A 19,390-nucleotide genomic window follows, 5' to 3' on the forward strand; every position below is an offset into this window, starting at 1 on the left:
GCGGGGTTGCAGGGGTTTCCGGGATGTGTCGTGATGACAAGGGCGATGGGTTTGCGGTCGTTTTCTTTGGAAACAGCAAGGAGAGAGCAATGCGTTGCAAGCGGATTTGCGGTTTCTTGTGCGTGCTTGTTGTGATGGCTGCCATTGTCGGCGGGTATGGCTGGCGGACCGCATCGGCGACAGCCGAGGTCGTTGCTTCCGGTCAGATGCCCCTGGCGGCCGAGGCGTCGGGTCGGGGATCGATCAAGACCATCGGCATCATCGGCGGGGTGAGTTGGGCGTCGTCCATTGAATACTACCGCCTGATGAACGAGATGGTTCGCGACAGGCTGGGCGGGGTGAGTTCCGCCCAGATACTGCTTTTTTCCATTGAATTCGGCGAGTTTTCCAAACAGGAGCGGCTGGCCGACAAGGGTGACTGGACGTTGATGACCCAAACCATCCTCGACGCCGCGCGGCGACTGCAACGAGGCGGGGCCGACTTCATCGTCGTCGCGTCCAATACTCTCAATTCCCTTGCCGATTCCATTGAGCGGGAAGTGGGGCTTCCAGTTCTCCACATCGCGGACGTCACGGGTGAGGCGATCAGGAAACGCGGGCTCACCACCGTGGCGCTGCTCGGGACCACCTACACCATGGAGCAGCCCTTCTACCGCGAGCGGCTCGAAAAACGCGGCATCAGGGTCGTCATCCCGAACCAGGAAGAGCGCGATTACATCAATGCCGTGATCTTCGACGAACTGTGCGCCAACAGGATCAGAAAGGAGTCGCGGGATGGATATGTCAGGATCATCAACCGACTTCAGAAAGAGGAGAAGGTGGAGGGGGTCATTCTGGGCTGCACCGAGATTCCCCTGCTGATCAAACAGGAGGATGTTTCCATCCCGGTTTTCGACACCACGGCAATCCATGCCGAGGCCGCAGTGGAATACTCCCTGTCCGATCTGAAGAAAAGGCCGGTGAACTGACGAAGGGTGGGGCCTGACCCGCCTCTCCCAGAGAAAGCGGTTACGCCGTCGGGCCTGGTTTGTCCGTTCCTTGTCCCTTCGCCACGAACTGCGCCGCGTTGTAGCTTGAGCGGACCAGGGGCGCGCTGAAGACGTGGCGGATGCCGCGTTCGCGCCCTTGGACGGCATAGGCGTCGAAGGCGGCTGGCTCCACGTAGCGGGCCACGGGGGGATGCTGGCGCGAGGGGCGCATGTACTGGCCTATGGTGACGATGTCGCAGCCGATGGCGGCCAGGTCGTCGAGCACGGGCAGGATCTGGGCGTCGGTCTCGCCCAGGCCCACCATGATGCCGCTCTTGGTGGGGATGGCTGGGGCCAGCTGTTTTGACCGCTCAAGGAGTGTCAGGCTCTGGCGGTAGTCGGCCTGGGGCCGGATGGCCGGATACAGGACGGGCACGGTCTCAAGGTTGTGGTTGAGCACGTCGGGCCGGGCGTCGAGCACGCTGTGCAGGGCTGCCTCGTCGCCCCGGAAGTCGGGGATGAGCACCTCCACGGTGCAGTCCGGCAGGGTCTGGCGCACGGCCCGGATGGTGGCCGCGAAGTGTCCGGCCCCGCCGTCGGGCAGGTCGTCGCGGGTGACCGAGGTGATGACCACGTGCTTGAGATCGAGCCTGCGCGCCCCCTCGGCCACGCGGGCGGGCTCGTCGGCCTCCAGCGGCTCCAGGCGGCCCGGGGCGATGTTGCAGAAGGCGCAGTTGCGAGAACACACGCATCCCATGATCAGGAAGGTGGCCACGTTCCTTGAGAAACACTCCCACTTGTTGGGGCACTTGGCGCTCTGGCAGACCGTGTTCAGGCGCAGGTCGTCCATGAGCCCGGCCGTGCTCGAAAACCGCTCATTGCCGGGCAGTCTGATCCGCAGCCAGGGCGGAATCCGCAAAGGCTTTTCTGAATTCGCGTGAGAAGACATGCTTGACTTCCTCGATGGTGATGTCGCGGTCGGCCTCGGCGCTCAGGGAGGTGGGCCGCGCCCCTGCTATGCCGCACAGGGTGATAATGTCGAACAGGCTCACGTCGCGGCCCACATTGAGGGCCAGGCCGTGATAGGTGACCCAGCGGCGCACGCCGATGCCCATTGAGCATATTTTGCGGCTTTCGTCCACCCACACCCCGGGATGGCCGGGGCGGCGCATCGTGGCGACCCCAAAGGCGGCGCAGGTGGCGATGACCGCCGCCTCCATGTCGTGAAAGAACCGGCGCATGCCGCCGGGCCGTTTCTCCACCCGCCAGATGGGATAGGCCACCAGCTGGCCCGGAAAGTGGCAGGTGATGTTGCCCCCGCGCGCCGTGCGGGCCAGTTCGATGCCCTGGGCGGCCAGGAACGATGCGTCCACATGCAGGTTCTCGGTCCCGCCCTGGCGGCCCAGGGTGATGACCTTGGGGTGCTCCAGCAGAAAGAGCGTGTTGTCGCATTCATCCGCCGTGACCCTGTCCAGGGTTTCGAGCTGAATCGCCTCGGCCTGGGCGTAGCTGATGAGTCCGAGGTCGGTGATGATCATTTCGATTCGACGGGGCCGGGCTTGTAGGGGAGCAGCAGGGCGCCGGACTTGAGATCCGTCCTTGGCGTGGCCGGCCACTGCGGGATGATTGCCTGCCCGGGGAACAGGGGGCGGTGCCTGCCGTAGTCCATCAGGGTCAACCCCTTGTCCGAGCAGGCGTACTGCCCGAGGCCGCCATGCAAGGGGAAGGGCTCGGAGATGAGGCGCACCGCGCCGAAATCCTTGGCCCCCTTGCGCGAGAGATAGAGGAAATTGAGCGACACGCCGGTCTTCTCAAGCCGCGCTTCGGACGAAAGCAACTCAAGCCACTTGGGCGCGCCCTTGATCGAGAGATTGAAGTGGCACCAGGGGGCGCCTTGGCCCGTGGCGGGCATGGGACACTCCAGGGTGTGCGGGCAGGGGGCGATGGGCATGAATCCGTGGGCCATGAACTGGCCGCGCATCTCGGCGATGATGCGGCCGGTCAGGCGCACCCCGGTCTCGATGAGCAGGATGCGGCCGGTCTCCTTGCACGCGCCGGTCATGTGCCGGGCGAGCTTTTCGGCCTGGGGCCGGGCGATGCGGCCGGACCAGTCCAGCTCGTTGAAGGCGTTGGCCGCGATGATCATATCCGCCTTGCGCAGGATGCGGTCGGTGAAGGCCGCCTTGACCGTCTTGACGCGCCACGGGGTGTCGCCCGCCACGGCGTTGAAGAGTCTGAGGCCTTCCTGCATGGCTTTGGGCACCCGGTCCATGCAGGTGAAGGTGAGCTTGCGCCCCCGCAGATGCGGCCGCGACATCCACAGGGCGATGACCGAGGTGAGCGGGCCGGAGCCGAGGTCCACCACCTCGCCGTCGTCGGGTATGTCCAGCTCCATGCCGCCGAAGAGGCGCGACATGCGGTAGAGGTTCCACGGCAGGAAATAGCACAGGTAGGGCGAGAGGAACCGGGCCTCTCCCATGTAGTCGAGCCGCCGCTCGGAGCGCTCGTTGGTCAGGCTGCGCGACATGTCGCGGATGTCGTACTTGAGCTGCTCCCGATGCTTGGCCTTGAGCGGCCAGACCTGCTTGAGGATGTCGCCAAAGCGTTCCAGCTCGGCCGTGTTCTCGAACGTGATGTTGGGAAAAAGGCTGTCAATCGACATGGGTGAAGCGCATCCTTTGCATGAACCTGTGGCCGAAGGAGGGATCGGCGGTCAGGTCGAGGGCGGTTATGGTGTCCGGCAGCGTCCGGGCAAAGGCCCGTGCCCCGGGATCGGTCACGAGCTTCTCTGTACCCTTGAGCGAGGTGTTGCCCGCCTTGACGGTTCTGGCTCCCAGGCCGGGCGGCAGGAAACCCAGCGTCTCCAGGTCGTCCAAGGAGACATGCTCGCCCAGGGCCCCGGCGACATGCACGGCGGCCAGTCGGGACGGGGACAGCCCGGCCTCGGCCAGCAGGGCGGACATGGCTAGGTTGAAGGCCGCCTTGACCTTGAGGATTTCCTCCACGTCCGAAGCCGGGAGAAAGAGCCCGTGGTCAAGGGCCAGGGCAGGCTCGTCGGCCAGGGTGGTCAGCCGGGCGGCCAGCCTTGCCGCCAGCGGGGTGGTGCCGGTGGCGAAGTGGCCCGCATCGTCGAGCACGCCATGGCGCAGCAGGATGGCGGTCAGGGAAATATAGCCCGTGCCGGTCATGGCGGTGGGCGGCCCGTCGGCCGAATCCCCCTCGAAACGCACGGGCGCGAGGCCCTGCGGGGTCAGCCGGAAGCCGGTGATGGTGGACGGCCCGGCGGTGCGGCCAAAGGAGAGGCCGACACCCTCCAGGGCCGGACCCATGGGCACGCTGGCCACCAGCCGTCGATCTGGCGACAGGGCCAGGACAAACTCGCCGTTGGTGCCCAGGTCGGCCAGTAGAAAGGGATAGTGCGGTGCGCTGCCGTACTCGATGGCCACCAGCCCGGCGCTGATGTCCGCGCCCACGAAAGGGGCCAGCAGCGGCGGGATGTGGGCCGGGGGCAACCCTGCCCCAAGCCTTCGCTCGTCGCCGCCCGCGTAGGTCAGGGCGTAGGGCGCGGCGGCCAGCCCGTCTGGCTGCATGCCGAGCAGGATGTAGGTCATGGCCGGGTTGCCGGACACGGCCAGTCCGGTGCACGCGCCGCCCATGTTCCGGGCGGCCATGGCCGCGATCTCGGCCAGCCGGTCAAGGATCAGGGCGCGCAGCACAAAGCGGCCCTCGGCGGTGGCGGCCACGGCCAGCCGGGACATGATCTCGCTGCCCAGGCCGGTCTGGGGGTTGAGTTCCTGGCCCGTGGCCACAGGCTGGCCGTCGGCCAGGACCGTCCAGTGGATGGAGGTGGTGCCGAGGTCCACCGCCAAGACGAAGTCTCCTCCGGCCAAGACGAAGCCGCCTCCGGCCGGGGCCGCGTCTCCCCCGGATGAAGCCAGGGCGCGCACGGCGCGGGCGCTGCGCACCGGGGCCGGAATCTCCACCTCGCACGGCTCGGACGGATGCAGGCAGGCCAGCCGCCATCCCTGGTTCAGGGCGTCGCGGCCGAGTTTCTTCAGTTCCTCGCCGGTGGAATCGGGCGGGGCGGAGACGAAGCGCACGCGGCACAGGCCGCACTTGCCCAGGCCCGAGCACAGCGGCACGTCGTGCCACAAACGGCTCAGGAAGATGGTCCGGGCCAGGCTCTCGCCCAGGCGCGGCTCAAGGGCCAGGTGGCCGCCGTCTGCGGTGTGTATCAGTATGCTCACGATCATGTCCCTGTGGCGGGCAGACTAGCCCATGCCCAACCGGCTGTAAATGAGCATCTGGCCCGGCCCCGGCAGGCGGGTGAGGCGCGGGGCGAGGGGAGGAGCCGGGAAACTCAGCAGCGCGACAGGCGGCGCATGGCGTCGTCCAGGTGGGTCAGCCAGATGTCCACCAGGGCGTCGTATTCCCCTGCGCCCTTGAGCACGGGCACACACTCGATGCCCGCGTCTTCGAGCCGGGTCTTCCAGCTGGTCGCCTCCTCGCCCACCATGTCGCGGGCCGCGTGCCAGCCCGCGCCAAAGAGGAAGGGCAGGAGATAGACGCGCTTCACGCCGCTCCCGGTGAACCGCTCGATGATGGTGTCGATGCCGGGCTCGGCTTCCATGGCTCCCATGTGCACGGCCTTGTCCCGCGCCTGAAAGGCCTGGTGCAGACAGTCGTAGTAGACGTTGCCGTCGTGCTTGGTGCCGTGGCCCATGAAGAGCACGGCATCGTGTTCGCTGCGGCCGTGCAGGGCCTCGGCCAGGATGGCGTCCACCACCCTGTCCACCCCGGCCTCGCCCGCCACCAGGGGAAAGCCCACCTCCACCCGGCTGAAGCCGCCGCGCAGCATCCGCTCGTTGGCCAGCTCCAGCAGGCCGTGGAACTCGGTGCCCGGGATCAGGTGCAGGGACTGGACGGCCACATGGGTGACGCCCTCGGCCAGCAGCCTGTCCAGGGCGTCGGGCACGGATTCCACTGCCTCGCCCGCCCTGGCCATGTGCCCCCGGATGGTCTTGGAGGTATAGGCCACGCACACCTGGGTTTCGGGATGCGCCCGGCGGACACACTCGGTGATGCGGGCCAGGGAGGCGACGGCGTTATCGTGTCGTGAGCCGAAGGCTGCGAGGACGATGGCTTTCTTCATGTCTCGGCGCTCCTACTTCCCGGTGTTTTTCTTGACCAGCGCCAGCGAGAAGTAGTGCGGCGTGGCGGGCGCGTCCCTGATGTCCATGAGGATGGATTCGCCCTCCATGCCAAGGCGCGACACGAGCACGGTCTTGTCCGACAGCCGCAGCCGCTCCAGGGTGGACCGGATCTCCTCGAAATTCTTGTAGGCCTTGAGGATAACAGCGTTGTCCGCCACGTCAAGCTGGGCTTCGAGGCGCTGTGGATCGGACACGCCCGAGGTGATGAGCAGCGATTCCTTGGACTCGCACAGGACCAGCCCGATGTGGGCGGCCGCCGCGTGGAACGAGGTGATGCCCGGAATGACCTGAAGCCGGATGGTCGGGTCCGTGGCCAGCAGGGTGCGCTGGAGGTAGCCGTAGGTGGAGTATGTCAGCGGGTCGCCCAGGGTGATGAAGGCGGCGTCCAGCCCCTGGTCCAGCACCCGGGCCACGGCCTTGGCGTTGGCTTCCCAGGCCGCGTTCAGCTCTGCATCGTCCTTGGTCATGGGAAATCCGAGATGCTCCACGCGCACGTTCGCCTTGAGGTGAGGGCGAGCGATGTCATAGGCCGTGGAGTAGTCGTTTTTGGTGGAGGAGGCGGCAAAGATGACGTCCACCTGCCCCAGGGCGCGGACCGCCTTGAGGGTGAGCAGTTCCGGGTCGCCGGGGCCGACGCCGATGCCGTAGAGGGTGCCTTTTTGTGTCATGTAATGGATTCTCCCGTGGGCCTTTCGCGCCGGGGTGTTTGTCAGTTCCAGGCCGTGGGATGGAGCAGGGTGTGGACCGTTTCGATGCCGCGCAGCAGCCGCATGGTGGGCCGCGAGACCAGCCGCTCGTCCACCAGAAAGACATTGCGGTCGCGCACGGCCTTGATGCGCGACGCCGCCGGGCCGGTGGCGATGTCCCTGACGGTCACCGAGTTCATCGCGCCGTATTGCGTGAGGTAGACGTCGATCTGCGAGGATTTGGCCAGCATGCGTTCCAGGCCGTAGTCCGCGATGTTGGTACCCTCGCGAGAGGCCGCGTCGGCGGCCACGTTGCGTCCTCCGGCCGTTTCCAGCACGAAGATGGGCATGGAGCCTGGGGCAAAGGTGGCAAACCTGCGGTGGATGGACTCGAAGAACACGCCGGGCCGCCGGGCCGGGTCGATGCTTTCCATCCGCTGCCGGGCCAGGACAAGTCCGTCCTTGAACCGGCCGACCATTTCCTCGGCCTGCACCTCCCTGCCTGTCAGGGTGCCCAGGGTGCGCCAGTAGTCGTACATCTCGGAGACGGTGTCCGGCTGCAGGGCGGCGACGGTGACGCCGTGGCGCTCCAAGGCGGCCCACAGGTCGGGCTGGTCGGCCTGCTGCATGGGCCTGATGAGTATCAGGTCCGGCCGGGCGGCCAGGAGCTTGTCCACGCTGTCGCGGGCAGTGAAGGCAGGTTTTTCGAGGGCGGTGGAGGGGAAGTCCTCGTGCTCGGTGACGCCGATTATTGCGTCGTCCAGGCCGAGTTGGAAGAGGTTTTCCGTGTGGGCGGAATAGAGCGAGATGATCCGGGTGAAGGGCGCGGACACCCCGATGACGCGCCCGGTGTCGTCCCGGACGCTCTGGGCCGGGGCCGGGCCGGGCAGCAGCGTCATGACCATGAGCAGGGCCAGGATGAGGCGCAGGGCGAGGGGGGACAGGGAGTGAAGAGAGAGTGTGGTGCGCAGGCGGGTCATGTTGAAGTCCTTGGTCTCGGAGGCGATTGTCATGGGTCCAAAGGCCATGCGGCCGACGATGGCGCGTGCGCAGAACACCGCCCGGATGGTCTCGGGGGTGAGGGCGATGGCCGGGTCGCTCAGGGTGTGCCGGATGTCCATACTCGAAGTGGGCGCGTCGGGCAAGAGGCCCGGCCCGGACGCGCCCGGCCACCGGCCCATGTCCGTCCCGGCCACCGGAGGGTGCAGCGGCATCCGGGCATGAATCTCCCTCGTCGGGGGGATCGGCGGGAAAGAGGACGCCCTCTTCCCGTGGCAGTGGTCCATTGGCAGGACGAGGGCGGTTCGTCAGGGCGTCACGGCAGCGGGTCAGGACGCCGCAGTGGCCACGCCCCGAAGCTCCTCGAAATAGTGGAGGATTTTCTCGGTGTCGATGACCAGGGCGTCGGACTCGCCCATCATGCCGAAGCCGAGGATGGGGATGTGGAAGATTTCTTCCACCGGCACGGTGAAGCCGGTGATGACCACCTGCTGCTGCCTGAGGACCTCGTCCACCAGGATGGCGGCCTTGTAGTCGCCCACGCGGACCACGATGGCCTGGGCCATCTCGATGTTCGTGACCTCGGGCTCAAGGCCCAGCAGGTCGGCCAGCCGGAGCAGGGAATGAACCTCGCCGCGCACGTCCACGGTCTCGCGGCCATCGGGCAGCTCGACCACGTTGTGGTTGCGGGGCATGTATATCTCGACCACGTCGCGGCTGGGCACGATGAAGGTGTCGCCGCCCACCTTGCAGACCAGGGCCTCCACGATGCCCTCGTTGGCCGAGCGGTCAAGGGGGATTGAGATGGTGAAGGAAGCGCCCCTGCCCGGTGTGCTCTCAATGGCGATGTCGCCGTCAAGGGTGGTGCGGATGACGTTGATCACCGCGTCCATGCCCACGCCCCGTCCCGAGACGTCGGTGACCTGCTCGGCGGTGGAGAAACCGGATTGGAGCACGAATTGAAGAATCTCAGGTGTTTCGTATGTCTTGTCCGGGTCGGCAAGCCCCTTTTCCAGAGCCTTGGCCAGGATGCGGTCCGGGTCCAGCCCGCGTCCGTCGTCGCGCACCTGGATGAAGGCATTGTCGCCCTTGCGCCAGGCCGAGAGGATGACGTTGCCCGTCTCGTCCTTGCCTGCCTGTTTGCGGCCATCGGTGGTTTCCAGGCCGTGGTCCACGGCGTTGCGCAGCAGGTGGACCAGGGGTTCGTTGAGGCTTTCGACAATGGTCTTGTCCAGGGCCAGTTCGTCACCGCGCACCGTGAATTCGAGCTTCTTGCCGATCTTCTGGCTCAGGCTCTTCACCAGCCGGTGCATGGGCATGAAAATCTGCTTGAGGGGCACCAGACGGATGGCGTCCACCTCTTTTTGCAACCGGCTGATGACGTTGTCCAGCTCGCGTAGCGAGGCGGCCATCTGGGCGAGGTTGCGCGCGCCGCCCTGGGCGATGACCGCGTAGGTGACCATGAGCTTGCCCACCAGCTCGATGACCCTGTCGAGCCTGTCCGTGGGCACGCGGATGGAGGAGATGGCCTGGGCGGACGGGGCCTTGTCAGCCTTGTCCGTCTTGGCTTCCGGGGTTTTGGTGGCTTCCTCGTCGCCATCGTCCAGGTCATCTTCCCGGGTGGCCTCGAACGAAACCGCAGCCGGGTCCAGAAACGCCCTGGCCGCGGCTTCCTCGCTCTCGAAGCGTTCGCCTTCCACCGCCGCCGGGCGCGACTCTTTGCGGCCCAGGCCCGCAGTGTCCGCGTCGAGCAGGCCCGCCACGGCGAAGAGGAACCGCTTCTGGGCCTCGCACACGCCGAGCATGGCCGTGACGATGTCGTCATTGACCGGGGTGATGCCGTCGGTGAGCATGTCGAGCACCGTGATGACGCTCGCGCTGGAGAGTTTCATGTGTGACAGCCCAAGCGCATCAACGGCTTCCCCGGCCCCGGTGCCGGAGTCCGCCATGTCGAGAATCTGTTTCTCGATGTCTACGATGCATTTGCTGATGCTGTCCTGCATGGAGTCTCCTTACTGGATCGAAAAATAGGTGTCTTCGTCGGGATACACGGCGATGGTGGCGTCGAATCCCCAGGCGTAGAAGGTTTGCTTGGCGGCGGGGCTCAGGGCGCAGGCCGCGACCTTGAAGGTGGTGCCCATGCTGGCCACCGTGGCCCAGGCCGTGGAGCCGAAGGTGAGCACTTGGCTCAGGTCGAGCAGTATCTTGTCGCCCGGCTCCACGCCGAGCACGGCCGAGATGATGGGCTTGTAGTGTCCCTCCAGATGAACGCGGCGGTCACGCACCCTGATGATGGTGACGGTGTCGCGCACGGCCACCTCCACCCCGGCTCCGACGGTTTCTGTGCCCACCTGCCTGCTGGCCGATGCCTCGATGATCAGGGCCAGCACCTCCTCCTGCTCCTCCTCGTCCACGGTGTCGTCCCTGAGTTGCTCAAGCACCTGGAAGATCATGTTGATCCCGCGCGAGAGGAGCGTCAGGTTCTCCTGGGCGGGTTCCACATCGCCGGACTGGACCTTCTTGAGGAAATCCTCGATCTTGTGAGTGAAGTGCGAGGCGGGCTCGAAGCCGGGCATGAAGCCGGTGACGCCCTTGATGGTATGCAGCGGGCGCGAGAGAATCTCCACTCCCTGGGCCACCTCGCCGCCTTCGAGCAGTTCCAGTCCCTCCATCACCTGGGGGTAGTACTTGTCGTTGACCTCGGAGAAGAACTCCTCCACCATCGGGTCGTCGCTCATGAATGCTCCCCGTCCTACTTGCTGAGAAGATTGAGCTTCTCAAGCTCCTTGTAGAGTTTTTCCTTGACCACGGGCTTGACGATGTAGGCCGATGCCTCTCCGTCGTAGAAGGATTTCATCACCGTCTGCGGGTCGTCAAGGGCCGTGGTCATGATCACCTTGACCCTCGGGGTGAGGCCCTCCCGGGCTTCCATCTCCCTGATCTGGCGCAGGGCCTCGATGCCGTCCACCTCCGGCATCATGATGTCCATGAGGATGAGGGCGTAGGGCTGGTTTTCACTGTGGGCCAGCCTGAAGGCCTCTATGGCTTCGCGGCCGTTGACCACGATCTCCACTTCAAAAAGGGTCATGAGGAAGGATTTCAGGACCTTCCTGCTCAGAAATTCGTCCTCGACAATGAGTGCTCGCATCGGCGTCCCCTGATTCTTGGACAGGTGAAAGAGTCATCTACCTTTTCCTATGTAATGGAAAAATTTGTCAATAACTTGCGTGAAAAAATAATGCCTCGGGGCCGTTCGGGCTGACCACGCCGCCCTTGCGCTCCCGCGCGATCTTCGGGTACCAAACCGCCATGAGACGCGAAATATCGGAAAAAAGAAAACAGCGGATAGACCAGGTGCTGGCCCGGCGGCAAAGGGACCTGACCCTGGTCATGGACAACATCTGGGACCCGCACAACGTGTCGGCCGTGCTGCGCAGCTGCGACGCCTTTGGCGTGTCGGACGTGCATCTGTACTACACCATCTCGCAATGGCCCGACCTGGGCAGGAAGAGCTCGGGCTCGGCCAAGAAGTGGATCCGGCTCAACCAGCATGTGGACGCGCCATCCATGGTGGAGGTGCTGACCCGCGAGGGCGGGCAGGTGCTTCGCACCGGGTTTTCGGCCACGGCCCGGCCGGTGATGGCCTTTGATTTCACCCGGCCCACGGCCGTGATCCTGAGCAACGAGCACCGAGGCACCTCGCCGGAGCTGGCCGCCCTGGTGCCCGACGAAGTGTACATCCCCATGCAGGGCATGGTCCAGAGCCTCAATGTCTCTGTGGCTGCGGCCATTATCCTCTACGAGGCCTTCACGCAGCGGTATCGGGCGGGCCTGTACGACGCCCCGTCCTTCGATGCCGGGGAGCTGGCCGCCCTGCGTGCCGAGTGGTATGGCCGCTGATGGCCGATGCCGCCCATTTTTTCGTTGAAAGGGCGTCCGTTCAGGTATACATATTCGGCCAAGTTTCCATGCCCGGCCGGGCAGCCCACGGGCGGCGGCCGCTGTCAGCAATGCGCACGGATTGGAGGCACGCTTGCAGAATCTACTCAAGGCCATGACCGCGGGAGATGTCGTCGTCTATCCCACCGAAACGCTCTACGCGCTGGGTTGCGACGCCACCAATGCGGCGGCCTGCGACAAGGTCATGGAGATCAAGGGGCGAAGCGCGGCCAAGCCGCTGCCGCTGATCATCGGCGGGGTGGACATGCTCGGCCTGGTCACGGACGACAGGCCCCCGGCCCTGCTGCAACTGGCCAGCGCCTTCTGGCCCGGCCCCCTGTCCATCCTGGTCAAGGCGCTGCCCGACCTGCCGCCGAGCCTTTCGGACGACGAGGGCTATACCTCGGTGCGCTGGAGCGGCCATCCCTTTGCCTCGGAGCTGTCCCGCCGCCTGCGCCGACCCATCGTGGCCACCAGCGCCAATCTGGGCGGTGAGGCCCCTGTGGCCCTGCCCGAAGACCTCTCACCCCGGCTCATGGAGAAGGTGGGCGCGGCCTACGTGGACCCGCCCTGGCCCAAGGGGGGCATGCCGTCCACAGTCATCCGCGTCCTCGGCGCCACCCGGCTTGAGGTGCTGCGCGACGGAGCGGTGTCGGTCAAGAAGCTCTGTGACAAGGGTTTTTCCGTGACCATCGCCGACCCTGCCTAGGAAGCACCGCCTGCGTCCGGCGGGCACATGCCTGCCCCGGCGATCTGCCTGCGGACAGCGTCTGCGCTCTCATCTGGCTGGCACGGCAGGGGTTTGACTTGCCCGGCGCGTTGGGCCACAAGGAGGCGTGGTCCCGGCGCGATGCTGTGCCGGGCGGCCCGGGAGCAGTGCATGGAATCGAGAAAACCCTGTCCTCATTGCGGCGGCGAGTTGGTCGCCCACTGCCACTGCAATCCGTTGCCCACGGTGGACGTGGTCATTCTGGTCCCTGGCAATGCTTCGGGCGATGACGCAGTGGTGCTCGTCAATCGGGCCAATCCCCCTCTGGGCTGGGCCCTGCCCGGCGGGTTCGTGGACTGCGGCGAGACCTGCGAGCAGGCGGCCGTGCGCGAATGCCGGGAGGAGACCGGGCTGGACGTGATCCTGACCGGCCTGCTCGGCGTCTACTCCGATCCCGCGCGCGACCCTCGCCACCATACAATGAGCGTGGTCTACACCGGCCTGGCCCGGGACATGAAAGCGCTGCGGGCGGGCGACGACGCGGGCGATGTCCGGCTTTTTCCCCTGGACCGGCTGCCGCGCACCGCCTTTGATCACGACCGGATTCTGGCGGATTTCCTGGCCCGGCTGGCGCGGCCCGCGTGACATTCCACGCGAAGCCACAAGACAACCCCATCAGGCGGACATGACATGCTGACCCTGTGCGTGACCCTTGGCGATCCCTGCGGCCTTGGCCCGGAACTGGCCGTTCGGCATTTTGTCCATGCCCGGCGGCGCGACGAGCGCGTGCTCCTGCTCGGCCCCGAGGCGGTGCTGGCCCGCGAGCTTGACCGGCTCGGGCTGCCCGGATTCTGGGAGATCCTCGACGACCCGGCCGCCATCGCCGGAAAGGGGGCCGGGGTATACGTGCACGAGCCCGCCGCACTGGCCGGTCTCGATTTTCCACCCGGCCAGGCCACGGTGCAGGGCGGGCTGGCCGCCGGAACCTGCCTGGACGCGGCCGTGGCCCTGCTTCGGGCCGGGCTGGCCCATGGGCTGCTCACCTGTCCCTTGAACAAGGCTATGCTCAAGGCCGCCGGGTTCGACTTTCCCGGCCATACCGAATTCCTGGCCACGCGCCTTGGCGTTGGCGCGGATCAGGTCTGCATGCACCTGTGCGGCCATGATCCCGACGCAGACGCCGCGTTCAAGCCCGATCCCGGCAGGGCTCCAGCCCCGGTGCTGCGCGTCAGTCTCGTCACCACCCACCCGCCCCTGCGCGAGGTGCCCGGACTGGTCACTGCGGAGCGGGTCCTGCGCTGTTTGCGGCTCACGGCCCGGTTCGTTGAAACGCTGGGTTTGTCCGGGCCGGTGGCCGTGTGCGGTCTCAATCCCCACGCGGGCGAGTCCGGCCGCATCGGCGACGAGGAGACGCGGATTATCGAACCCGCCCTGGCTGCGGCCCGGGCAGAGGGCATCGACGTGGCCGGTCCCTTTCCGGCGGACACCATCTTCCACTTCGCGGCCCGGGGCGACTATCCTGCGGTGCTGGCCATGTATCACGACCAGGGGCTGGCCCCGCTCAAGCTCCTGCACTTCAGCCGGGCGGTCAACGTGACCCTTGGCCTGCCCCATCCGCGCACCTCGCCAGACCATGGCACGGGCTATGATCTGGTGGGCACGGGCAAGGCGTCCATAGGCAGCTTTCAGGCCGCCCTGGACATGCTCCGGCGGTTGGCCGGGACCGGGGAGTGACCATGGGGGCGGACGTCATCCTGCTCGATCGCGACGGCACCATCATCGCTGACAAGCACTACCTGAGCGACCCGGCCGGGGTGGAACTGCTGTCCGGCGCGGTCCAGGGGCTGCGCCGGATGCGCGGGCTTGGGCGGCGGCTGGCCGTGCTGACCAACCAGAGCGGCGTGGGGCGCGGCTACTATGACGAGGCCTCGGTCCGCGCCTGCAATGCGCGCATGGCCGAACTGCTGTCGGCCCACGGTGTGGAGCTTGACGGCATATTCTATTGCCCCCACGCGCCCGAGGACGCCTGTGGCTGCCGCAAGCCCGCTCCGGGGCTGATGGAGCAGGCCGTGGCCGCCCTGGGCTTTGACCCGCGCCGGGCCGTGGTCGTGGGCGACAAGGACGTGGACATGCTCCTGGGCCGGGCCGTGGGTGCCACCACCATACTGGTGCGCACCGGCAAGGGGGCCGACCATGAGGCCCGCTGCCGCCACAGCGCGGATCACGTGGTAGACGATCTCGCCGGGGCCGCAGACATCATTGCCGGGCTGGAGTGATCTGCGTTCGATTTCTCTGCCAAAAATCAGCCTGAAAGGCGTCTCCCGTGGGCCTCGACACCAGCAGCCCACCCAGGGCGGCGAGCCTGACCCGTCTGTCGGACGACCTTGCCAGTTCGGCCAAATCGGCGCGCAACGCCTTGAGCCCGTCCCCGTGGCCGGGGGTTCCGCCGAACAGGGCATGGAGGGAAAGGCCGTGGGCGATGGTCTGTAGGATCAGCCGTCCCTCCTCCGAAGCCTCGACGTGTCTGACAACCTCTTTATAACACTGGTCAAACTTGGCCGGGTCCATCAACTCCGCGCCAGCGGCGTACTGGGTCGCGCCCAGTCCCGCCCGGCGGCCAAAGACCTGGGTGGCCAGGACCATGGCCCCGCCCAGCCGGTTGGCCCCGTGCATGCCCGTGGCGCACTCCCCCACCGCGAAGAGGCCGGACAGGGTCGTGGCCCCGTGCTCGTCCACCACGGCCCCGCCGTTGCCCGCGTGGGCGAAGAGTCCGGCCCTGATCTCGCCCCCGGGCGTGATCACCCGGGCGAGTCCGTCCGGGTGCAGCCCGCGCAGGAGCAGCCTGTCCAGCACGGCCTGGGGCCGGTGGTGGAAGGCCGGGCAGTGCAGGGCGCGCGCGGCGCGCAATTCGTTCAGCGCCTGCCCCACGGCCTCACTCGGATCGAGCAGGCTGGCGTCTGGCAAGACGGATTCCGGCATCATCAGCCGGTTGCCCGGGCCGAGGAGCCGGGCCGGGGTGAGGAATGCCCCGTTCTCGCGGCCCCACATGAATTGCAGATACGGCTCGTTGGCGGTCAGTACCCCGGCATCTGCCAGCATGCCAAGCCCCAGACCGGAGCTGCCGCGCCCGGCCTGATGACGGGCAAAGAGCGGGGCCGGACCGCCCAGGGCCATGATCACAGCCCGACCGCGCAGGGCCATTGGCTCACCCGTGGTCATCTCAACCCCCCACGCCCCCCAGGCCGCGCCATCGTTGGTCAGGATGCCAAGAATCTCGACACCGTTTAAAAAGGCGACGCCGCAAGATATTGTTTTTGAATAGAATTGATTGAATGCGTCAAGAAGGTCGTCAAAAATCAGGGCACGGGCCTCAAGGCTGCCGCAGCCCGGGAACCGAGCCCGGGCACCACGGTCGGTTTGCCGAAAGCGCAGATCGAGTGTGCTGAGTTCGCGCACCCGGGCCTCGGCCTCCTCGGCCAGGATGGCGACCAGGGCGGGGTCCATCAGACCGGGGTCGCCCAGGGCCAGCACCTCGGCACAAAAGGCGGCCCGACGCGCGTCCGTGTCCGGCAGCTGGATGCCCAGCGCGTTATTGCGGTTGGCGAAGGAAGAGCCGGTCGGCCCGGCTTCGGCCCGGACCACAGTCACCGTGAGGGACGGGTTGGCCTCGGCGGCGGCCCAGGCGGCGCGCAAGCCGGCCAGCCCTGAGCCGAGGACGAGGATGTCTGTGGTCACGTGGTTGGGCGGCCAAAGGGTGGCGGGTCGGGGGGTGACTGGCATGGGGCACCGTGGGTTTCCGGGCTGGCCGGATTGGTCTGCCCAAGTGAAATTTTCCCCTGACCCCGGTCCGGGGTCAAGGGAAAATCAGGAGCACTGTGGTGCGTCCGGGTCGGGCCGAGGCCCCACTGATCAGGGACGGTTCCGGTGTTTTTGGTCGAGGGCGTGCGAGACGTAGCACATCAGGATCGCGAAGCCGATCTCTAATCCGGCCATGGGTATGGCCATCCATCCCAATTCTGTCCAATAATTCATCCTTCCTCCCATGCCCCAGGTCGGGGAAGGGCGGTCTCTACCAAGGAAGACGGTGGCCTGTAAAGGGAAATGGCGGCTTGGGCCGCCATTTGTAAAGGGTCGCGAGATCGTTTCCGGCTACTCGGCCATTTTTTTCCTGGCGAATTTGAGCATTTTTACCGCCTCGGCGAAGTCGGGATTGAGGCTGACGGCGGCTTCGGCGGCCCGGGCCATCTTGGCCCACTTGCGCCAGTCGTAGTAGAGGCGGCCGACGTTGTAGTGCAGGTACTCGTCGCCGTGGCTCAGGCTGAGCGCCTTGATGTAGTATTTTTCGGCGGTGTCGTAGTCCTTCATCTTGCGCAGGACCATGCCGATGCGGTTGTACAGGTGGATGGCGTTGGGGTCGTCGCGCAGGGCGTCGTCCAGCATGTGAAAGGCTTCCTTGTAGCGGTCCGCATTGAGGTAGCGGTCCGCGATGTCGGCCTTGAGGTCCGTGTCGCCGCCGAACTCCCTGACCAAGGTGTCGAAGACCTTGCCTGCCTCGTCCCACTGTTGCTGGTCGAGCAGGGCCTGGCCCTTTTCAAGGGCCTCGCGCTTTTTGGCAACGATGGCCTGCATGTCATCCTGGACTTCCTCGTTGAGCACCTTCTGCAATTCCTGTAGCAGCTCGCGCATGGCGTCGAGCAGGGCGCGTTCCTTGCCCGGCTCGTAGCTGATGACCAGCGGGTAGAGCTTGCGCAGGTCCGGGTCGTTGCTCAGGTTGTAGGTGACCTTCTTGAGGAGATCCTCGAACTCGTCGCGCTCGGACTTGATGGTCGGGGTCTTGAGCAGCAGGATGAGGCCGTCGTGAATACACTGGACGGCGTTCATGTACTTGCCCTTCTTGAGCATGGTGTTGACCATGTTCAGTTTTTTTCGTGCGTTGACCAGTTCGGATGACATGCGTACCTGCCCTTTGCGTTGGTGCCGGTTCGGATGAGGCGCCTATTTTCCGGTGCTGTCCCTGACCATATCACGAAAACGCGGGAAGAAATAGCGGCTGTCGTGGGGGCCGGGTCCGGCTTCGGGGTGGTGCTGGATGGCCAACATTGGCTTTTCCCTGTGACGGAATCCCTCGAGGGTTCTGTCATTCAAGTTCATATGCGTGGGTTCGAGAAAATTCAAGCCCTCGATGCCCACGCAAAAGCCGTGGTTCTGGGAGGAGATTTCGATCTTCTCGGTTTGCAGGTCGATGACCGGGTGGTTGCAGCCGTGGTGGCCGAACTTGAGCTTGTAGGTGGTGCCGCCCATGGCCAGCCCGAGAATCTGGTGCCCCAGGCAGATGCCCGCCAGGGGCAGATCGGCCGCAAGCTCGCGGGTGGCCGCCACGGCCGTGGTCACGGCGGCCGGGTCGCCTGGGCCGTTGGACAGGAACACCGCGTCCGGCCCAAGCTCGCGCACCTGGGCCGCGCTGTAGCAGGAGGGCACCACGAGCATGTCGAATCCCTGGTCGGCCAGCAGCCGCAGGATGTTCCACTTGATGCCGAAATCGTAGACCACCAGCCTGGGGCCGGTGCCCTGCCAGGCGAAATCCTTGAGATCGTCGATGAAGACCGGGCGCGTGCCGTCCCAGGTGTAGGGCTTGTCGCAGGAGACGCGGTCGGCCAGATTCAGGCCTTCCATGCTCTCGATGGCCCTGGCCCGGTCCACCAGTTCGTCGGGCGAGACGTTGCCGGTGGCCATGAAGCCCCGTTGGGCGCCGTGGATGCGCAGGTGGCGGGTCAGGGCGCGGGTGTCGATGCCCTCGATGCCCATGACTCCGGCCTGTGCGAGATAGTCGGGCAGGGACATGGTCGAGCGCCAGTTGCTCGGGGTCTTGCAGCACTCCTTGACAATGAAGGCCGCCGCCTGGACCCTGGCCGACTCCACATCCTCGGGGTTGACGCCGTAGTTGCCGATGAGGGGGTATGCCATGACCACCATCTGGCCGGTGTAGGAGGGGTCGGTCAGGATCTCCTGATAGCCGGTCATGCCGGTGTTGAAGATGACCTCGCCGCTGGCCTCGCCTTGGCCGGTGAAACTTGATCCCCTGAAAATGGTGCCGTCTTCCAGGGCCAGGATAGCTTTCATCACTCGTTCTCCAGAATATGCTTCACTTTTTCAAGGTCTTCGGGCCTGTCCACGCCGTGGCAGGCATGCCTCGTCTCGGTCACGTATATGTCCACGCCGTCTTCGAGCAGGCGCAGTTGCTCCAGTTTTTCCCGCAGCTCCAGCGGGCTCGGCTCAAGTTGGCCGAATCGTCGCAGGGCCTCCATGCGGAAGGCGTACAGCCCGATGTGCAGCAGGTGGCCGCCGGGCTCGGCGTCGCGGTCAAAGGGGACCACGGCGCGGGAGAAATACAGGGCGCGGCCATTGCGCGCCCGGACCACCTTGACCCTGTCGGGCGAGGCCGCCTCGGCCGTGCTCATGGGCGTGGCCAGGGTGGCCACGCGCACCTCGGGCGATGAGAACGGGGTGAGCAGTTCGGTGAGCATCGCCGGTTCGAGGCAGGGCTCGTCGCCCTGGATGTTGACCACCACGGCCTCGGGGGAGAGGCCCAGGGCCAGGGCCGCTTCCAGCACCCGGTCCGTGCCGCTCTGGTGATGGCTGCCGGTCATGACCACGGGCACGCCGAGGCTGCGGGCGGCGTCGAAGATGCGCGCATCGTCCGTGGCCAGGGTCACGCTGCCAAGCTGCGGGCAGCGGCTGGCCCGGGCGTGGACGTGCCAGAACATGGGCCTGCCCTTGATTTCGACCAGGGGCTTGCCCGGAAAGCGCGACGACTCGTACCGCGCCGGGATGATGCCGTGACACTCGGGAAATGTGCTCATCTCGTCTCGTGAAGAG

The 19,390-nt window shown here is 66.1% G+C and carries 20 protein-coding genes; 6 read left to right on the forward strand and 14 right to left on the reverse strand.

The features are described from left to right. Positions 1-134 precede the first annotated feature (134 nt). Positions 135-968, forward strand: coding sequence for an aspartate/glutamate racemase family protein (locus QQS14_RS03510; RefSeq protein ID WP_285905521.1), 834 nt, complete (start codon positions 135-137; stop codon positions 966-968). Positions 969-1,008: 40 nt separating this feature from the next. Here QQS14_RS03510 and lipA read toward each other — a convergent pair whose 3' ends face one another. The 10 genes from lipA to QQS14_RS03560 form a co-directional block, all read right to left on the reverse strand. After that, the gene (gene lipA, locus QQS14_RS03515; protein ID WP_285905522.1) at positions 1,009-1,917 is read right to left on the reverse strand and encodes a lipoyl synthase; all 909 of its coding nucleotides are present in this window, start codon (positions 1,915-1,917) and stop codon (positions 1,009-1,011) included. Further along, positions 1,844-2,506, reverse strand: coding sequence for a lipoyl(octanoyl) transferase LipB (gene lipB, locus QQS14_RS03520; RefSeq protein WP_285905523.1), 663 nt, complete (start codon positions 2,504-2,506; stop codon positions 1,844-1,846). The genes lipA and lipB overlap by 74 nt, the downstream gene beginning before the upstream one ends. After that, positions 2,503-3,630, reverse strand: coding sequence for a small ribosomal subunit Rsm22 family protein (locus tag QQS14_RS03525; protein WP_285905524.1), 1,128 nt, complete (start codon positions 3,628-3,630; stop codon positions 2,503-2,505). The genes lipB and QQS14_RS03525 overlap by 4 nt, the downstream gene beginning before the upstream one ends. Next, entirely contained in the window at positions 3,620-5,221 is a 1,602-nt protein-coding gene (locus tag QQS14_RS03530; RefSeq protein ID WP_425607910.1) for an ASKHA domain-containing protein, read from the reverse strand. Before QQS14_RS03530 ends, QQS14_RS03525 begins: the two co-directional genes overlap by 11 nt. A 107-nt stretch (positions 5,222-5,328) precedes the next feature. Beyond that, entirely contained in the window at positions 5,329-6,120 is a 792-nt protein-coding gene (locus QQS14_RS03535) for a sirohydrochlorin cobaltochelatase (RefSeq protein ID WP_285905526.1), read from the reverse strand. A gap of 12 nt (positions 6,121-6,132) precedes the next feature. Next, positions 6,133-6,849 (reverse strand): precorrin-2 C(20)-methyltransferase, encoded by a 717-nt coding sequence (cobI, locus tag QQS14_RS03540; protein WP_285905527.1) that lies wholly within the window; start codon positions 6,847-6,849, stop codon positions 6,133-6,135. A 41-nt stretch (positions 6,850-6,890) separates the two neighbouring features. Then, complete coding sequence (locus QQS14_RS03545; RefSeq protein WP_285905528.1) at positions 6,891-8,081, reverse strand: ABC transporter substrate-binding protein; 1,191 nt, start codon at positions 8,079-8,081, stop codon at positions 6,891-6,893. 114 nt (positions 8,082-8,195) lie between these two features. Further along, a complete protein-coding gene (locus tag QQS14_RS03550) occupies positions 8,196-9,869 on the reverse strand; it encodes a chemotaxis protein CheA (protein WP_285905529.1) in 1,674 nt (557 codons plus the stop codon). A gap of 9 nt (positions 9,870-9,878) precedes the next feature. After that, positions 9,879-10,604, reverse strand: coding sequence for an STAS domain-containing protein (locus QQS14_RS03555; RefSeq protein ID WP_285905530.1), 726 nt, complete (start codon positions 10,602-10,604; stop codon positions 9,879-9,881). Between the two features lie 14 nt (positions 10,605-10,618). After that, the gene (locus QQS14_RS03560) at positions 10,619-11,014 is read right to left on the reverse strand and encodes a response regulator (RefSeq protein ID WP_285905531.1); all 396 of its coding nucleotides are present in this window, start codon (positions 11,012-11,014) and stop codon (positions 10,619-10,621) included. A gap of 161 nt (positions 11,015-11,175) precedes the next feature. Between QQS14_RS03560 and QQS14_RS03565 the strand changes: the two genes are divergently transcribed. From QQS14_RS03565 to QQS14_RS03585, 5 genes are all read left to right on the forward strand, one after another. Further along, positions 11,176-11,766 carry a TrmH family RNA methyltransferase gene (locus QQS14_RS03565; RefSeq protein ID WP_285905532.1) on the forward strand — a complete coding sequence of 197 codons (591 nt, stop codon included), beginning with the start codon at positions 11,176-11,178 and terminating at the stop codon, positions 11,764-11,766. A 133-nt stretch (positions 11,767-11,899) separates the two neighbouring features. Beyond that, a complete protein-coding gene (locus QQS14_RS03570) occupies positions 11,900-12,514 on the forward strand; it encodes an L-threonylcarbamoyladenylate synthase (protein ID WP_285905533.1) in 615 nt (204 codons plus the stop codon). Positions 12,515-12,685: 171 nt separating this feature from the next. Beyond that, complete coding sequence (locus QQS14_RS03575) at positions 12,686-13,159, forward strand: NUDIX domain-containing protein (protein ID WP_285905534.1); 474 nt, start codon at positions 12,686-12,688, stop codon at positions 13,157-13,159. Positions 13,160-13,204: 45 nt separating this feature from the next. Beyond that, a complete protein-coding gene (pdxA, locus tag QQS14_RS03580; protein ID WP_285905535.1) occupies positions 13,205-14,248 on the forward strand; it encodes a 4-hydroxythreonine-4-phosphate dehydrogenase PdxA in 1,044 nt (347 codons plus the stop codon). Between the two features lie 2 nt (positions 14,249-14,250). Beyond that, positions 14,251-14,790, forward strand: coding sequence for a D-glycero-alpha-D-manno-heptose-1,7-bisphosphate 7-phosphatase (locus QQS14_RS03585; protein WP_285905536.1), 540 nt, complete (start codon positions 14,251-14,253; stop codon positions 14,788-14,790). Here QQS14_RS03585 and QQS14_RS03590 read toward each other — a convergent pair. The 4 genes from QQS14_RS03590 to kdsB all read right to left on the reverse strand — a co-directional run bounded on the left by QQS14_RS03590 (position 14,771) and on the right by kdsB (position 19,374). After that, positions 14,771-16,294, reverse strand: a complete 1,524-nt coding sequence (locus QQS14_RS03590) for an FAD-binding protein (RefSeq protein WP_285905537.1) — start codon at positions 16,292-16,294, stop codon at positions 14,771-14,773. The two genes, QQS14_RS03585 and QQS14_RS03590, sit on opposite strands and share 20 nt — an antisense overlap. A 369-nt stretch (positions 16,295-16,663) precedes the next feature. After that, positions 16,664-17,467: a tetratricopeptide repeat protein gene (locus tag QQS14_RS03595; protein WP_285905538.1), complete on the reverse strand. Its 804-nt coding sequence runs from the start codon at positions 17,465-17,467 to the stop codon at positions 16,664-16,666. Positions 17,468-17,509: 42 nt separating this feature from the next. Then, positions 17,510-18,634: a glutamine-hydrolyzing carbamoyl-phosphate synthase small subunit gene (gene carA, locus QQS14_RS03600; protein ID WP_285905611.1), complete on the reverse strand. Its 1,125-nt coding sequence runs from the start codon at positions 18,632-18,634 to the stop codon at positions 17,510-17,512. Further along, positions 18,634-19,374, reverse strand: a complete 741-nt coding sequence (kdsB, locus tag QQS14_RS03605) for a 3-deoxy-manno-octulosonate cytidylyltransferase (RefSeq protein ID WP_285905539.1) — start codon at positions 19,372-19,374, stop codon at positions 18,634-18,636. The genes carA and kdsB overlap by 1 nt, the downstream gene beginning before the upstream one ends. Positions 19,375-19,390 lie beyond the last annotated feature (16 nt).

This window comes from Pseudodesulfovibrio pelocollis, from assembly GCF_030282845.1.
Taxonomy (GTDB): Bacteria; Desulfobacterota; Desulfovibrionia; order Desulfovibrionales; family Desulfovibrionaceae; genus Pseudodesulfovibrio; species Pseudodesulfovibrio pelocollis.

Bases quoted from the DNA above. Each gene is read 5' to 3' on its own strand.
- QQS14_RS03510 (WP_285905521.1), top strand. From the start codon at position 135: ATGGCTGCCATTGTCGGCGGGTATGGCTGGCGGACCGCATCGGCGACA.
- lipA (WP_285905522.1), bottom strand. From the start codon at position 1,917: ATGTCTTCTCACGCGAATTCAGAAAAGCCTTTGCGGATTCCGCCCTGG.
- lipB (WP_285905523.1), bottom strand. From the start codon at position 2,506: ATGATCATCACCGACCTCGGACTCATCAGCTACGCCCAGGCCGAGGCG.
- QQS14_RS03525 (WP_285905524.1), bottom strand. From the start codon at position 3,630: ATGTCGATTGACAGCCTTTTTCCCAACATCACGTTCGAGAACACGGCC.
- QQS14_RS03530 (WP_425607910.1), bottom strand. From the start codon at position 5,221: ATGATCGTGAGCATACTGATACACACCGCAGACGGCGGCCACCTGGCC.
- QQS14_RS03535 (WP_285905526.1), bottom strand. From the start codon at position 6,120: ATGAAGAAAGCCATCGTCCTCGCAGCCTTCGGCTCACGACACGATAAC.
- cobI (WP_285905527.1), bottom strand. From the start codon at position 6,849: ATGACACAAAAAGGCACCCTCTACGGCATCGGCGTCGGCCCCGGCGAC.
- QQS14_RS03545 (WP_285905528.1), bottom strand. From the start codon at position 8,081: ATGCCGCTGCACCCTCCGGTGGCCGGGACGGACATGGGCCGGTGGCCG.
- QQS14_RS03550 (WP_285905529.1), bottom strand. From the start codon at position 9,869: ATGCAGGACAGCATCAGCAAATGCATCGTAGACATCGAGAAACAGATT.
- QQS14_RS03555 (WP_285905530.1), bottom strand. From the start codon at position 10,604: ATGAGCGACGACCCGATGGTGGAGGAGTTCTTCTCCGAGGTCAACGAC.
- QQS14_RS03560 (WP_285905531.1), bottom strand. From the start codon at position 11,014: ATGCGAGCACTCATTGTCGAGGACGAATTTCTGAGCAGGAAGGTCCTG.
- QQS14_RS03565 (WP_285905532.1), top strand. From the start codon at position 11,176: ATGAGACGCGAAATATCGGAAAAAAGAAAACAGCGGATAGACCAGGTG.
- QQS14_RS03575 (WP_285905534.1), top strand. From the start codon at position 12,686: ATGGAATCGAGAAAACCCTGTCCTCATTGCGGCGGCGAGTTGGTCGCC.
- pdxA (WP_285905535.1), top strand. From the start codon at position 13,205: ATGCTGACCCTGTGCGTGACCCTTGGCGATCCCTGCGGCCTTGGCCCG.
- QQS14_RS03585 (WP_285905536.1), top strand. From the start codon at position 14,251: ATGGGGGCGGACGTCATCCTGCTCGATCGCGACGGCACCATCATCGCT.
- QQS14_RS03590 (WP_285905537.1), bottom strand. From the start codon at position 16,294: ATGCCAGTCACCCCCCGACCCGCCACCCTTTGGCCGCCCAACCACGTG.
- QQS14_RS03595 (WP_285905538.1), bottom strand. From the start codon at position 17,467: ATGTCATCCGAACTGGTCAACGCACGAAAAAAACTGAACATGGTCAAC.
- carA (WP_285905611.1), bottom strand. From the start codon at position 18,634: ATGAAAGCTATCCTGGCCCTGGAAGACGGCACCATTTTCAGGGGATCA.
- kdsB (WP_285905539.1), bottom strand. From the start codon at position 19,374: ATGAGCACATTTCCCGAGTGTCACGGCATCATCCCGGCGCGGTACGAG.